We start from the raw sequence: 13975 nt of genomic DNA, 5'->3' as shown, positions 1-13975 counted from the left end.
GAGAGCGGACACCAACATGGACATTGAGCAACTGATTTCTCCGGAGCGAGTTCGCTGCCTAAGTGGCCTCGAAGATAAGGAGCAGGTTCTGCAGCACGTCGGCGAGCTCATCAGCATCGCCGATCCGCAGCTGACCGGTACCGAGATCTGCGACCGCCTAATGGCCCGGGAACGGCTTGGCAGCACCGGGCTCGGCCACGGCGTTGCACTGCCGCACGCCCGCCTTGAGGGTATCGAACGAGCCGCCGGCGCCCTCGTTCGGCTCGATCACGGCATCGACTTCCAGGCCTTCGACAAGACCCCCGTTGACCTACTCTTCGTGCTCGTTGTACCTGAGCACTTCACCGATGAACACCTGCAAATCCTCGCCGCGCTTGCCGAAATGTTCAGCGATCCGGAGTTGTGCGAGCGCCTGCGCCGAACGGAAAGCGATCGTGAACTGCACGCTGCTTTGAGCGAGTGGCGCCCGGCATCCGATGCCACATGAGCACAGGTTTGCCGGTCGACAACACACCGGTGGCGACCTCAAACACACCGGTAATCCCGGGCGTTCTACTAACGAGCGCTGGTCGCGGCGTGCTGCTGACCGGACCGAGCGGCTCAGGTAAGAGCGACTGCGCACTGGCGTTACTCGCACGCGGCTATGCGCTGGTTGCCGATGACGCCGTACACCTGGAGCGATGCGGCGATCGTCTGATCGGACGGGCACCGCCGACAGCTCCGGCTGTTAGCCAGAGCGGATGCGCCACGATGCACTCTGTACAGCGGCTTCATATCCGCGATCTCGGTTTCATCGACGTCGGCGCCTGTTTTGGCCGAGGGGCGATCGCCGAGTCGGCCGCTATCGCTCTTGAGGTTGTGCTGCAGCCTGAACGTGGTGAGACGCACCCCGACTCAACGCTCTACGGTCGTCACCAACTCGGCAACCGGCTCGGCATCGAGGTGCCGCAGTACACCATCACGGCGGCACCACAACGCCCTGTGGCTGCCCTTATCGAATTAGTCTGCACTCTGTACAAGGAGCACGCGTGGCCCCCGTCCGGCTAATCATTGTCAGCGGTCTATCCGGCTCCGGTAAGAGCGTTGCGCTGCATACGCTGGAGGACGCTGGCTTCTACTGCATCGACAATCTGCCCGTAAGCTTGATTACGGACTTTGCTCGCTACGCCCTGCGCAATCCCTCACAGACGACCGACCATCAATACGCCGTCGGCATCGACGCGCGCAATCCGCGCAGCGATCTCCAATCGCTACCGGAGAGACTCAACGCGCTAGAGGGGCAAATCACCCCTGAGCTGCTCTTTCTCTATGCCGACGACGCGATTCTCATGCGTCGCTACAGCGAGACCCGGCGGCGCCATCCGCTCGCCGACCCGGATCGTCCGTTGAGCGAGGCACTGCGCCGTGAACGCCAGCTGCTTGAGCCACTGCGCGAGAGTGCCGCCTGGAGCATCGACACCTCACACCTGAATGTCCACGACTTGCGGGCACTGATCTACGCGCAGCTCGCCGGCGAGCGCCCACAGCTTGCGCTCCTGATCGAGTCGTTCGGCTTTAAGCACGGGGTGCCGAGTGACGCCGACTACGTCTTCGATGCCCGCTGTCTGCCCAATCCGCACTGGGTCCCGGAACTGCGCCCTAAAACCGGTCGAGATCCTGAAGTGCGGGCCTTTTTGGCAGACTTCCCGGAGACGGCAACGCTCTATGGCCAGATCCGCGATATGATCACCCACTGGCTGCCCACCTATCGCGATGCGGGGCGCTGCTATCTGACAATCGCAATCGGCTGCACGGGCGGGCAACACCGCTCAGTCTACTTGGCCGAGAGGCTTGCTGCTGAATTGACCGAACACTGCAACCGCTTGACCCTACGCCATCGGGAGCTATCGTGAGTGTCGGACTGCTATTGATCACCCACCGCCATCTCGGTGTTGAACTCCTTGAGACCGCGACCAGCACCCTCGGCCTCTGCCCCCTACAGACTCGTTCGCTGGAAGTCTTCGCCGAGGACGACCCACAGATCCTCGTTACCCGCGCCGTTCATCTTCTCAGGGAAGCCGACGCCGGCGACGGTGTCCTGGTCCTGACCGATGCCTACGGCTCAACTCCCGGTAATGTCGCCGTTGCCGCTGCGGAAGGCCACGCGGCGCGCGTCGTCAGTGGCCTGAACCTGCCGATGCTGCTGCGGGTTCTGAACTACCCCGATCGCCCGCTCGCCGAACTCGCGCGCGCAGCCGCCGAAGGCGGACGCAACGGCATTCTCGATCTAGGCGAACAGGAGCCGCTCGGCTCATGACCCAACAAGAGACCGTCATCTGCAACCGCCTTGGCTTACACGCCCGCGCTGCGGCGCGCTTCGTCGCAATCGCTAGCGAGTACCGCAGCGAGATTCACGTCTCTTCAGGGGATCGGCGGGTCAACGGCAAGAGCATCATGGGGCTGATGATGCTCGCAGCGGGGGTCGGAACCCGCTTAACGATTGAGGCCGATGGCGCCGACGAGCAGGAAGCGCTGACCGCGCTCTGTCAGCTGGTCGAAGAGGGCTTCGGCGAGGCGCACTAAGGCGCGCTCACCTCGCACCCACGCCTACACACGCCTTCGCCTTATCACTCACCGGCCACTGTCATCTGCTCAAGCAGGATAGACCCGGTCCGGATGTTACCGCGCCGGTCGATATCATTACCGACTGCCTGCACCTTGGCGAAGAGTTCGCGCAGCTGTCCAGCAATCGTCACTTCCTGTACCGGACGCACGATCTCCCCTCTCTCGACCCAGAAGCCGGCCGCCCCTCGGGAGTAATCCCCGGTGACCAGATTCACGCCCTGGCCCATCAACTCGGTGACCACCAAGCCACGATCGAGCTGCTGCAACAGCGCGGCAAAATCGTAACCGCCCGGACTGGGTGCGACCTCGAGATTGTGCACCCCGCCCGCATTCGCCGTCGTCTGCAGCCCCAAGCGCCGCGCCGAGTAGGCATCCAGCACATAGCGCTGCAATACGCCATCGGCGATCAGCGGTGAGTCGGCAGTAGCCACACCGTCACCATCGAAGGCAGCACTGCCGAGGGCGCGAGGCAGGTGCGGGCGCTCAACCATCTGCACCCACTCTGGGAAGAGCTGCTGCCCTTGGCTATCGAGCAGGAAGGAGGCGTGGCGGTAAAGCGCCGAGCCCCTGACCGCACCGACCAAGTGACCGATAAGACCGCGCGCTACGGGCGCCTGGAAGAGCACCGGCACTCGCTCGGTAGCCAGCGGCTTGGCCCCTAAACGGGCCACAGTGTGTTCGGCCGCACGTCTGCCAACCTGCTCGGCATCCTCAAGATCGTCGGGGCTCCGCGCGACTGTGTACCAATAGTCGCGCTGCATATCGGCCCCGCTACCAGCCACCGCCACACAGTTGATGCTGTGGCGCGACTCCGGAACCGTCGCCATAAAGCCGTGGCTGTTGGCGAAGGTATGAATCCCGCGATGGGCACTGACCCCGGCCCCTTCAGTATTGCTAATGCGGGTATCAGCGGCGAGCGCCGCCGCCTCACAAGAGCGCGCCAACTCGACTGCATCATCGGCACTCAGCGCCCACGGATGGTGCAGATCGAGATCGAGATTGGCATCCCGGTCCGCCATCAACTCCGCCGGCGCCAGCCCGTTGGCCGGATCCGCAGAGGTAAAGCGGGCGATCTCGCAAGCGCCGTGAACCGCCTCGGCAATTGCACGCTCATTGAGCTCTCCTGCCGAAGCGCTCCCCTTACGCCCGCCGAAGTAGACCACCACCCCGAGGGTCCGATCGCGATGATACTCCAGAGTATCGATCTCACCCTTGCGCACGTTGACCGATAACCCCACCCCGCTGCCCAGGGTCACCTCAGCCTGATCCGCGCCCGCCGCGCGCGCGCGCTCCAGGGCAAACGCCGCTAAAGACTCAAGCTCAGCAGCCGCCGGCAGGTTGTTATGGTTGCCGTTCTCCGTCAAGCCTTTGTGCCCCCTACCGTCATACCGTCCACCTTGAGCGTCGGCTGCCCCACGCCAACCGGCACGCTCTGCCCCTCTTTACCGCAAACGCCGATCCCGCTGTCGAGCTCCAGGTCGTTGCCGACCATGCTGACCCGGGTCAGCACCTCCGGTCCGCTACCGATCAGCGTTGCCCCCTTGACCGGGTGCTGAATCTTACCGTTTTCGATCCAGTACGCCTCACTAGCCGAGAAGACGAACTTGCCGCTCGTGATATCGACTTGCCCGCCCCCAAAGTGCACTGCATAGAGGCCACGATCAACCGAAGCGATGATCTCCTGTGGATCACTCGCACCGGCGAGCATATAGGTATTGGTCATCCTCGGCATCGGCAGGTGCGCATAGGATTCGCGCCGCGCGTTGCCAGTTCGTGCCACGCCCATCAGTCCGGCATTGAGCCGATCCTGCATGTAGCCGGTCAACACCCCGTTCTCGATCAGCGTATTGCAGCGGGTCGGATAACCTTCGTCGTCGATACTCAGGGAGCCGCGGCGATCGGGCAACGTACCATCATCGACCACAGTACACAGCGGCGAGGCGACCCGCTCGCCGACCCGGCCGGTGAAGGCCGAGGTCCCCTTGCGGTTGAAATCGCCCTCCAGACCGTGCCCGACCGCCTCGTGCAGCAAAACCCCGGGCCACCCCGGACCGAGGACCACGGGCAGCGTTCCGGCTGGCGCCTCGGCCGCCTCAAGGTTGGTTAAGGCTTGTTGCGCCGCCTCCCGGGCGTAACCCTCAACACGCTCGGCAGCGGCCAACTGTGGGTAGGTAAAACGCCCGCCACCACCGCTGACACCGCTCTCCCGACGCCCCCCCGCCGCCGCCAACACCGAGACATTGATCCGCACCAGCGGCCGAATGTCAGCCGCCCACCCACCCGCCGAGTCGACAATCAGCACGGTCTCATGGCTGCCGGCGAGCGTCACGACGACGTGCTCGATACGCGGGTCAACAGCGCGTGCGGCCGCCTCCGCCCGATGCAGCAAGGCGACCTTTTCGTCGGCACTCAGACTGGCCAACGGATCGTCAGCAGCGTAGAGCGACCGCTGTGCGGCCGCGCTGAAGGCTTGTGACCGGCTCTGCTGTCCGCCGCTGCGCGCGATGGCGCCTGCGGCGCCAGCCGCCTCAAGCAGTACCGCCAGATCGACCTCATCACAGTAAGCGAAGCCGCTCTGCTCGCCACGGATTGCACGCACGCCGACACCGCGATCGATATTGCGGCTACCCTCCCGGACGATGCCATCCTCGAGAACCCACGCCTCGCGCTGGGCGGCCTGAAAGTAGAGATCGCCGAACTCGACTCCCGGGCGCAACAAACGGCCCAGAACGCGTTCCAGACTCGCCTCATCTAAGCCTGCTGGTTCGAGCAGTTGCCTCCTCGCTTGCTGCATCGGGTCAAGATTCGTCACGGCAGTATCGACATCCATATGTGTGCTGACCTAAAGCTTACGGTGCTCAAGCGCCGGGAAACGGCCGCGTATATCGTAAAGACGATTGAGATCGACCTCGGCGGTGACCACCCCGGCACCGGTTGCGAGACTCTGCATCACCCCACCCCACGGGTCAACAACCATGCTCTCACCGTGGGTCTCGCGCCCGTTAACGTGGTAACCCCCCTGGTCGGAAGCCACCACGTAGCAGAGGTTTTCCACCGCTCGCGTCCGCACTAGCAGACTCCAGTGCGCTTCCCCGGTCACAGCGGTGAAGGCCGCCGGCACGACCGCGATCTCCATGCCACGGCGCGCCAACTCCCGAAACAGCTCGGGAAAACGTAGATCATAACAGATCGCTATCCCGATGCGCCCCAAGGGCGTATCGAGCAGCAGCGGCTCGCTACCCGCCTCCTGAACCTCGGACTCACGATAGGCCTCCCCAGGAGCAACTTCGACATCGAAGAGGTGAATCTTCTGATAACAACCCAAACGCTGACCGTCCGGCCCGTAGACCGGCGCCGCCGCACGGATGCGATCGCCCTGCGCATTGCGCAGCGGGACAGTTCCGCCGACGAGAAAGAGACCGTGACGTTTCGCCTGCGCGGCCAGGAAGTCTTGAATCATCCCTCTGCCATCGTGCTCGGCGATCTTGAGCTTATCGCTCTCATGGTACCCCATAAAGGCGAAGTTCTCGGGCAGTGCGACGAGGCGGGCTCCGGCACGTGCGGCCTTGCCAATCAACCGCGCCGCCTCCTCTAGGTTGGCCTCAACGTGCGGCCCCGAAGCCATCTGAATAGAGGCCACGGTAAATCTTCTTGCTTCACTCATCAGCGTCTCTCTCCGCCTGGCGAATCTTTTTAGTTATGCATTATATCTTAATATTATGAGGTATAGTCTGTTCCACGCAGTCTTGCCGGGATTCAGTTCAGTACCCGATTCGGTACGCGGTCCACCCTGCGTGGTCCACCCTGCGTGGTCCACCCTGCGTGGCTGGCGCGGACGCCGCCGTGGCCCAGCCTGCGGTCCACGCGACGGCCTCGGCGCTGGTGCCGCCTCGCGCTCCTCAGCTTCCGGCCGGGGTGTCTCACCGGCACGCAGCCGCTGCACCTGCGGCGCCTCCCAAGGTCCGGTGACGTGGTAGCGCAGCGCCATCGCCCGGTCGACGTCCTGTCCGACCATCCAGTCGGCCAGCAGGCCGGCAGCACCGCCGACCCCTCCCCCGAAGAGGAAACCGACGATCGGCAACGTCCCGCCGACCCGCGGCTCAACCTGGATCTGCGTATCGTAAAGGCGCGCTTGCAGATCGACCGAACCACTGATCCAGATGGGTGCTAAAGGCGCCTCAATGCGAAAACGCTCGAAGTTCGCCCGCCCATCACGGAATACCACCTGCCCATCGACCCGATCGAAGAGCACCCCTTCAGCCAGAAGATCGCCAAAATCGAGCAGCACCCGCCGCGGCAGCATATTCAACCCCAGTAGGCCAGCTAACCGTCCGGCCCCCGGTTCGACTTCGCGAATCCGACCATCGCGCATCCTCAGCTCGAGTGCTCCGTTCAACATGGGGGCAGCGAAATCGAACGGTGCCCCGGGCCAAGTCACGTCGCCGTGCACCGTCGCCCGTGCCAAATCAACCGCGACCGGAGCCTGAAAGAGACTGAGCAAACGTCCGACATCGGGGGTGCGCAATCGCCCTAAGATGCGCGTCTGCTCAGCCTCCCAGCGCCCACTCATGTCGACCTCAAGGGTTCGCCCGCGCAACCTTGCGCGCTCTAGCACCAGCGCCCCAGCTTGCGGGTGCAGTTCGAATTCCACATCACCGGCGTGGCGCTCCTGCAGCCTGAAACTGCCGATCTGCCCGCGCACAATGGGCCAATTGGCCATCTGCGGCAAGCGGCGCAGCTGCGCAAACTCCTCCTCTTCAAGCACCGGCGACGTATCCGTTGCCTCCGGGAGCGGATAGGGGATATCGAGGTGTTCGAGAATAATCTCGAGGATAGCGTCCCGTTGCGGCCAGCGCGCCTGTCCGGCAATCAGGTCGCCGTCGAGCGCCAACCACGCTCGCTCACGATCGACCTCCGCCCGCATATGTTGCACCCCGTAGTGGCGCCCAAACAGCCGTGCCTCTGCAATGGTGAGCTGGCCTCGCCAAGGCCACAGAGCGGTCGTAGTCGAAGGGTGTAACTCCGTACTACCCCTCTTTTCGGTGCTGCCGGTCGGGTCGTGCGCCCCTCCGACGGGGAGATCGGCGCCCAGAATCGAGTCTCCATAGCGCCCCCACCACGTCCACCAAGCGTCCAGATCAGCCTCATCCACCCGCCCTGAGACGGTGATCCCGAGTTCGGGCAGCCGTGGGCGCCCGGAACCAAAATGGAGACCCACCGCCTCCGGCCACGCCGTCTCGGCCGGCCGGGCGTGGAGCGTGACCAAATCCCCCAAACGTCCGGTATAGAGTGAGAGCCCTTCTTCCCCAATCCACACCTCGGCACGCAGTTCTCGGGGCGCTTCACGACTCAACCCAAAGGGCGCGGGAAAATCGAGGCTGACACCAGCCAGGTCGGAGTCGATGCGCACTCGGGCACTGCGCGCTGTCAGTGCTTCGGCAAGCGGTGGCACAACGCCAACGACTGCCGCTGTGACCACCTCGGACACCCCAGAAGGCTCGGAAAGCTCGGAAAACTCGGAAGGTAGCGTCGTGAAGACCGGGGCATCGAGCTCAATGCGCCACGCTGCGGCACCGTCTAACCACTCCCATCCCCGCTCCAGCGGTCCAATTAACGAGACTGGCGAACCGAAGGCTGCCGCTTCGACGACGGTTCGCAACTGCCCTGCGCGCGTTTGGACACCGCCGGAGAGGGTCACCGGCTCCCCACCCCACTGCCCGCTTAAGTCGATCTCGTGCAGCCCCACGCGATCGAACTGCAGACGCCCCTTTAGCTGGCTGATCTCGACGTAATCTTCAGTGTGATCGTCTGTGTGCCCGTGACCGGCAGCTTGATCGCCACCGTGACGGCCAGAGTGACGGCCAGCAGTCACTCGAACCCCATCGGCCTTGACCTCGCCAAAGTAGCTTGGCTCCTCATCCAGTGCCGAACTCAGCGGCAGCCGCACCCCCAGATCGAGCGCCAACGGCCCCTCCGCACTCAGCGCCAGCGGCGGCTCGGCCAACCACTGCCGGGCGATCGGTGATTCACTCAAGTAGCAAAGGGCCGCCGCGGCCGAACCCTCGGCGTGACCGGTCAACTCCAACAGCGCTTCGCGCAACTCGGCGATCTGCAGTTCAACTCCGTAGAGCTGCGCCCCACAGCTTTCGCCGCGATGACCGAGCAGTTCTAAACGCGTCCCGTAAAAGCGCAGCTCGGCATCCAGACCGGTAACCGAGGGCCACTCCTCCTGATAGCGCAGAGTACCGTCACGCACCGCCACCCGTGCATCGAAGACGCCACGCTCAACCCCGCTAAAGGGGTAGTCGAGCGGATAGCCCTGAAAGAGCAATTCGGCGCGCTCGACCTGACCACCTAGCAGCGCCATCTGCAACCAATCGTAGACCGGCTCCGGCAGCAACACCTCCGGCAGGTAGGGCTTCGCGGTGGTCACGGCAACCGGCTCGAAGGCGGCGTGAATTCGCAACTGTGGGTCTTGCCCCGGGGTCAGGGTAAAGCGTCCACGCCCACCGCCTTGAAGGTCGCGGTTCGCCACTCGACTGCGCTCAAGCTCGATCCAGCCGCCGCCCTGCGGCAGCACTCCGCCGGAGAACTCTGCCTGCGCTGCGCCGATCTCAAGCGGCTCACGATAGAGCCGGGGCAACCCCAGTGGCTGCTCGGCCATCCACAACTCACCGAAGAGGCGCCGCCCCTCGAACACCGCCTCCCCCTGCACCCCGCTGAGCAGCAGATAGTCGCCGATATGCACCCCGCCGTCGCTGAGTGCAAGCTCTCCCCACACGGCTTGCGGCAAGCCGGCACTGAGCTCGACCCGGAGCTGTCCGCTCAACTCGCCACGCAGCCCGGCAAAGCGCTGCGCCGGTGTAGGGGCACGCAGCTGCTCATCGAGCCGGGCCGCCACCTCGCCGATCGGCGCCAGATCGAGTGCGGCAAAGCGGGCAAAGAGGCGCGCTTGCAGCGGATCATCAAGCGGCCAGTTTGCCCGTAGCTCAAGCCCCCGTCCAAGCACGGCCTCCTCCCCTGCCACGACCAGCCCCGCTTGGGCCTCGGCGCCGCGCTGCACGATACGGCCGCGGAGACCACGCAGCGGTGACGGCGCCTGTTCGGGCTGCAGCAGCCAGATCTCGGCGTCGGTCAGTTCGATCGCATCGGGCAGGCGCAGTGTCGCTGCCGGTGCCTCACGCTGCGGCAACCCACCGATGCGCACGCTGCGATCGTCCTCTACATGCACCGCCACCCGCAGCTGCTGCAGCTTAATGGAGACCGGATAACCACCGCGCGCTGCCGTAAAAAGCGCCCCCGGGCGTGGAGCGAGCTCCAGAGCAGCGAGCTGCAACATCTCGTGCACATCGTCCGGATCACCGAGGCGAACCCGCTGCAGGGCAAGAGTCGGCCACACCCCCTGCCAGCGCAGCTGCGCCTGACCGATCTCGACCGGTCGCTCAAGCAGCTGCTCTGCGACCTCTGTTAAGGGGCGTTCCAAGGCCACTTCGCCCCAAGCCAACAGGCGCACCGCCGCCAGCAACAGCAGCACCAGTGCGCCCAGCGTGAGCAGCGCACCCGCGAACAGCCGCAGCAGAGAGCGAATGAGTGCGAGCATGGTGTCGTACATCGAATTAGGCCGGCCCGGGCGGCCGGCGTCTAGTCAGACGGGAATCACATCGAACTGATCGGGAGCGTAGAGCGACTCGACCTGCAGCTCAATCGGTCGCTCGATAAACTCCTCAAGCTGCGCCAGGCTGTTTGACTCCTCATCGAGCAGGATCTCGACCACCGCCGGAGCCGCCAGCACGATGACCCGCTGCGCCTCGAACTGCCGTACCTCGCGCAGAATCTCGCGAAAGATCTCATAAGCAACCGTCTCGGCGGTCTTCACGCTCCCCCGCCCGCTACAGGTCGGGCACGGCTCACAGGTCAGTTGCTCAAGGCTTTCGCGGGTGCGCTTGCGCGTCATCTCGACAAGACCAAGCGCGGAGACGACCCCGACCTGGGTCTTAGCGTGGTCACGTTCCAATGCCTTTTCAAGCGCCCGCAGCACCTGTCGGCGATGCTCCGGCTCGCTCATATCGATGAAATCGACGATGATGATGCCGCCGAGGTTGCGCAAGCGCAGCTGCCGAGCAATCGCCTGCGCGGCCTCTAAATTGGTCTTGAAGATCGTCTCATCGACGTTACGGTGGCCGACAAAGCCACCAGTGTTAACATCGACCGTCGTCATCGCCTCCGTCTGATCGATGATCAGGTGCCCACCCGACTTTAAATCGACGCGTCGATCAAGCGCCCGTTCGATCTCATCCTCCACCCCGTAGAGGTCGAAGATCGGCCGCTCACCGACGTAGTGCTCGGCCCGATCGGCTAGATGGGGCAGCAGATCGCTACAAAACTCACGCACGCGCTGCAGCCCCTCGCGCGAATCGACCCGCACCCGCTCTAGATCGCGGGTGGCCAGATCACGCAAGGCGCGCAGCAGCAACGGCAGATCCTCGTGCACCAAAGTGCCCGGTTGCGCCCGCTCGGCGCGCATGCGGATCGAATCCCATAGTCGTAAAAGAAAATCACGGTCGGCCGCTAACGCGTCATCGCCAACCCCTTCAGCGGCGGTGCGAAAGATCAGCCCGGCCTGCGCATCCTCCTCGGCGCCGAAGTTCTGGGCTACGGCGCGCAAGCGCGCCCGCTCGCCATCGTCCTCAATGCGCGCCGAGACCCCCACCCCCGCTGAACTCGGCGTCAGCACCAGATAGCGCGACGGGACGGTGATCTGCGTCGTTACCCGCGCCCCCTTGTTGCCGATCGGATCTTTGATCACCTGCACCAGCAACGATTGCTGCTCGCGAATGAGCTGATCGATCGGGGGCGGCGTCTCGCCGGTATCACGGCGCAGATCGGAGACGTGTAGAAAGGCGGTACGCTCCAGCCCAGCATCAATGAAGGCCGCCTGCATGCCGGGCAGCACGCGGCGCACCTGTCCAAGGTAGATGTTGCCGACGAGCCCGCGGCGGCGGGCCCGCTCTAGGTGGATCTCCTGTAGAACCCCGTTCTCGACCAGCGCCACTCGCGTCTCGCGCGGCGTGAGGTTGATCAGCAGTTCCTGGCTCACTGCGCAACGTCCGCGGGCGCCGACCACAGCCCCCGCCACGGGATCGCAAACTCATCGAGCAGCAGCGTAGTCTCGTAGAGCGGCAACCCCATCACACCGGTATAGCTGCCCTCCAGATGTTCGATAAAGACCCCACCACGCCCTTGGATGGCGTAGGCGCCGGCTTTATCGGCCGGCTCGCCGCTGGCCCAGTAGCCTTGACACTCCTGCTCATCGAGGGTGCGAAAGGTCACCTGGCTGACCGAGAGCCGGGTCGCCTCGCGATCATCGACCAACGCCACACCCGTGAGTACGCGGTGAGTCGCCCCGGAGAGGCGCATCAGCATGCGCTGAGCATCGGCCTGGTCACGCGGTTTGCCGATGATCTCGCCATCGATCACCACGGCCGTATCGGCAGCCAACGTCGGCGCTCGCTGCTCGGTGGCCGCAAAGCCGCGCCGCGCCTTCTCCAAGGCCATGCGCAGCACGAACATCTCGGCCCCCTCATCGGGCTCAGGCTGTTCGTCGACTGGGGCAACGACGGTCTCGTAGCGGACCCCGATTCGCTCAAGCAGCTCCCGACGACGCGGCGATTGAGACGCAAGAATAATGAAGGGCTCCATGGTCATCGTCCTTCTTATAGGCTAGGTAGGTCAGTGTTCACGCCGGCGGCGCGCGCGCGCTCCGACCGGTTCGACAACCGGCCTAAGCGCGATGATACGGATGGCCGCTAAGCAGCGTCCAGGCGCGATAGACTTGTTCGGCGACCAGCAGACGCACCAGCATATGCGGCAACGTCAAAGGGGATAACGACCAGCAGGCGTCAGCGCGCGCGTGCGCGGCACAACCCAGGCCGTCGGCCCCGCCGATCAACATCGCCACCTCACCCCCCTGATGGCGCCAGCGCTCGAAGTGCTCCGCCCACTGCTGCGTACTCAGCGCAGCACCGCGCTCATCGAAGACCACACAAGGCCGATCCGGTGGCACTGCGCGCAGCAACCGCTGCGTTTCGTACTCAGCGGACGCCCGATCATTACTGCTGCCACGCCCTGCGCCGGCCGGAACCTCCGTCAAACGCAGCCGCCACCCCCGGCCAAGTCGCTCGCTATACGCCTGAAACCCCTCGCGCACCCAGCGCGGCGGCTTCGTGCCGACGGCAATCAATTCGATGCGCACGCCTAGTGCACATCCGTATCGACGGCCGGATCCATCTCCCAGATCCGCTCCAGGCGGTAAAATTCGCGGCTCTCCGCGGTCATGACGTGGACGACGGCATCGCCAAGGTCGACCAGCACCCACTCGGAACCGGGCTCATCCCCTTCGATGCCGAGAATATGGATCCCGTACTCCTTGGCCCGATCGATCACATTGCGGGCAATCGCTTGGATATGGCGCCCGGATGTGCCAGTCGTCACCACAATCAGGTCGGTCATCGGCGTGCGCTCGCGAACATCGATCACGACCGTCTCTCGGGCCTTGATGTCATCGAGGGCTTCGCGGACGATGGTCTCGATTGCTAATACGCTCATCAGTGGATCTGCACTCGTCTTTGCGTCCCCATCCATAGGGTCCAATGGTTCATTCAGTCACACAACTTGTGGGTAGCCGTACAGCGCCTCGCCGACGATGCGTTGCCGCACCGGCTCCGGCAAGAGGTAGCGCACCGAACGACCACTGGCCAGGGCGCTGCGAATCGCCGTCGCCGAGATCGCCAGCGGCGTCACCGGGTGGAAGTAGATCCGTCCCGGTGCAGCAGTGTGCAGGTGTTGGGGATCGCGACAACGCCGTACCGCCACCTCGGAGGCCAAAGCGGCAGGGAGCGGATGGTGGCTCCCGGGACGCTCGGTGACGACCAGGTGAGCGTAGTCAAAGAGTCGGCGCCAGCGCGACCACGCCGGCAGGCCCACGAAGCTGTCGTAGCCCAGGATCAGCAGCAGCACCGCCGGCTGCCCCGCCGCTTGCTCTTCGGCAGCGATTGCTGCCCCCGCCGCTCGCTCCTCGGCGGCGATCGCAGCTAGGGTGTCGACCGTGTAGGAGGGGCCGGCACGCTCAAGCTCGCGGGTATCGAGGGTGGCGATCGGATGCCCAGAGAGGGCCAGGGCAATGAGTTCGGCACGCAGCTGCGCCGAGAGCCGCGGGCGCGCTCGGTGCGGCGGGGTACGCGCCGGGATCAGCCGCAATTCATCGAGCTGCAACGCCTCGGCGACCTCCTCGGCGGGGCGCAAATGGCCGAAGTGGATCGGATCGAAGGTCCCACCCAGGATACCGATTCGGCGCACGCGCTCAGTCGCCATG

At 64.6% G+C, this 13975-nt stretch carries 14 protein-coding genes; 5 read left to right on the top strand and 9 right to left on the bottom strand.

Going from position 1 to position 13975, the window contains the following annotated elements; all coding sequences use genetic code 11:
- Window positions 1-16 precede the first annotated feature (16 nt).
- From CKO15_RS02060 to CKO15_RS02040, 5 genes are read left to right on the top strand one after another with little or no spacing between them, the layout of a single operon-like run.
- Window positions 17-487, top strand: coding sequence for a PTS sugar transporter subunit IIA (locus CKO15_RS02060; protein ID WP_200192030.1), 471 nt, complete (start codon window positions 17-19; stop codon window positions 485-487).
- Window positions 484-1047 (top strand): HPr kinase/phosphorylase, encoded by a 564-nt coding sequence (locus CKO15_RS02055; protein WP_200192028.1) that lies wholly within the window; start codon window positions 484-486, stop codon window positions 1045-1047. Before CKO15_RS02060 ends, CKO15_RS02055 begins: the two co-directional genes overlap by 4 nt.
- On the top strand, window positions 1029-1892 hold the full coding sequence (rapZ, locus tag CKO15_RS02050; RefSeq protein ID WP_200192026.1) for an RNase adapter RapZ: 864 nt from the start codon (window positions 1029-1031) through the stop codon (window positions 1890-1892). Before CKO15_RS02055 ends, rapZ begins: the two co-directional genes overlap by 19 nt.
- Window positions 1889-2296, top strand: a complete 408-nt coding sequence (locus CKO15_RS02045; RefSeq protein WP_200192024.1) for a PTS sugar transporter subunit IIA domain-containing protein — start codon at window positions 1889-1891, stop codon at window positions 2294-2296. The genes rapZ and CKO15_RS02045 overlap by 4 nt, the downstream gene beginning before the upstream one ends.
- Window positions 2293-2562, top strand: a complete 270-nt coding sequence (locus CKO15_RS02040; RefSeq protein ID WP_200192022.1) for an HPr family phosphocarrier protein — start codon at window positions 2293-2295, stop codon at window positions 2560-2562. Before CKO15_RS02045 ends, CKO15_RS02040 begins: the two co-directional genes overlap by 4 nt.
- A 44-nt stretch (window positions 2563-2606) precedes the next feature.
- Here the strand turns inward: CKO15_RS02040 and pmbA are convergent, their stop codons facing one another.
- The 9 genes from pmbA to nadD form a co-directional block, all read right to left on the bottom strand.
- The gene (pmbA, locus tag CKO15_RS02035; protein WP_242464497.1) at window positions 2607-3968 is read right to left on the bottom strand and encodes a metalloprotease PmbA; all 1362 of its coding nucleotides are present in this window, start codon (window positions 3966-3968) and stop codon (window positions 2607-2609) included.
- Complete coding sequence (gene tldD, locus CKO15_RS02030; RefSeq protein ID WP_200192020.1) at window positions 3965-5434, bottom strand: metalloprotease TldD; 1470 nt, start codon at window positions 5432-5434, stop codon at window positions 3965-3967. The genes pmbA and tldD overlap by 4 nt, the downstream gene beginning before the upstream one ends.
- A gap of 12 nt (window positions 5435-5446) precedes the next feature.
- Complete coding sequence (locus tag CKO15_RS02025) at window positions 5447-6268, bottom strand: carbon-nitrogen hydrolase family protein (protein WP_200192018.1); 822 nt, start codon at window positions 6266-6268, stop codon at window positions 5447-5449.
- A 33-nt stretch (window positions 6269-6301) separates the two neighbouring features.
- A complete protein-coding gene (locus CKO15_RS02020; protein WP_200192016.1) occupies window positions 6302-10204 on the bottom strand; it encodes a YhdP family phospholipid transporter in 3903 nt (1300 codons plus the stop codon).
- 45 nt (window positions 10205-10249) lie between these two features.
- The gene (gene rng / locus CKO15_RS02015) at window positions 10250-11701 is read right to left on the bottom strand and encodes a ribonuclease G (protein ID WP_200192014.1); all 1452 of its coding nucleotides are present in this window, start codon (window positions 11699-11701) and stop codon (window positions 10250-10252) included.
- Entirely contained in the window at window positions 11698-12303 is a 606-nt protein-coding gene (locus CKO15_RS02010; protein ID WP_274600100.1) for a Maf family protein, read from the bottom strand. The genes rng and CKO15_RS02010 overlap by 4 nt, the downstream gene beginning before the upstream one ends.
- 82 nt (window positions 12304-12385) lie before the next feature.
- A complete protein-coding gene (gene rlmH, locus CKO15_RS02005; RefSeq protein ID WP_200192010.1) occupies window positions 12386-12856 on the bottom strand; it encodes a 23S rRNA (pseudouridine(1915)-N(3))-methyltransferase RlmH in 471 nt (156 codons plus the stop codon).
- A gap of 2 nt (window positions 12857-12858) precedes the next feature.
- On the bottom strand, window positions 12859-13209 hold the full coding sequence (rsfS, locus tag CKO15_RS02000; RefSeq protein WP_200192008.1) for a ribosome silencing factor: 351 nt from the start codon (window positions 13207-13209) through the stop codon (window positions 12859-12861).
- A 57-nt stretch (window positions 13210-13266) separates the two neighbouring features.
- Window positions 13267-13974, bottom strand: coding sequence for a nicotinate-nucleotide adenylyltransferase (gene nadD / locus CKO15_RS01995; protein WP_200192006.1), 708 nt, complete (start codon window positions 13972-13974; stop codon window positions 13267-13269).
- Window position 13975: the final 1 nt, after the last annotated feature.

This window comes from Halorhodospira abdelmalekii (assembly GCF_016583625.1).
Taxonomy (GTDB): domain Bacteria; phylum Pseudomonadota; class Gammaproteobacteria; order Nitrococcales; family Halorhodospiraceae; genus Halorhodospira; species Halorhodospira abdelmalekii.
The sequence above is the reverse complement of the archived record's forward strand: the minus strand, read 5'-3'. Positions and strand labels throughout refer to the sequence as shown.

What these genes read in the sequence shown, in the direction of transcription:
- CKO15_RS02060 (WP_200192030.1), top strand. Translation starts at nt 17, where the DNA reads ATGGACATTGAGCAACTGATTTCTCCGGAGCGAGTTCGCTGCCTAAGT.
- CKO15_RS02055 (WP_200192028.1), top strand. Translation starts at nt 484, where the DNA reads ATGAGCACAGGTTTGCCGGTCGACAACACACCGGTGGCGACCTCAAAC.
- CKO15_RS02040 (WP_200192022.1), top strand. Translation starts at nt 2,293, where the DNA reads ATGACCCAACAAGAGACCGTCATCTGCAACCGCCTTGGCTTACACGCC.
- tldD (WP_200192020.1), bottom strand. Translation starts at nt 5,434, where the DNA reads ATGGATGTCGATACTGCCGTGACGAATCTTGACCCGATGCAGCAAGCG.
- CKO15_RS02025 (WP_200192018.1), bottom strand. Translation starts at nt 6,268, where the DNA reads ATGAGTGAAGCAAGAAGATTTACCGTGGCCTCTATTCAGATGGCTTCG.
- CKO15_RS02020 (WP_200192016.1), bottom strand. Translation starts at nt 10,204, where the DNA reads ATGCTCGCACTCATTCGCTCTCTGCTGCGGCTGTTCGCGGGTGCGCTG.
- CKO15_RS02010 (WP_274600100.1), bottom strand. Translation starts at nt 12,303, where the DNA reads ATGGAGCCCTTCATTATTCTTGCGTCTCAATCGCCGCGTCGTCGGGAG.
- rsfS (WP_200192008.1), bottom strand. Translation starts at nt 13,209, where the DNA reads ATGAGCGTATTAGCAATCGAGACCATCGTCCGCGAAGCCCTCGATGAC.
- nadD (WP_200192006.1), bottom strand. Translation starts at nt 13,974, where the DNA reads ATGGCGACTGAGCGCGTGCGCCGAATCGGTATCCTGGGTGGGACCTTC.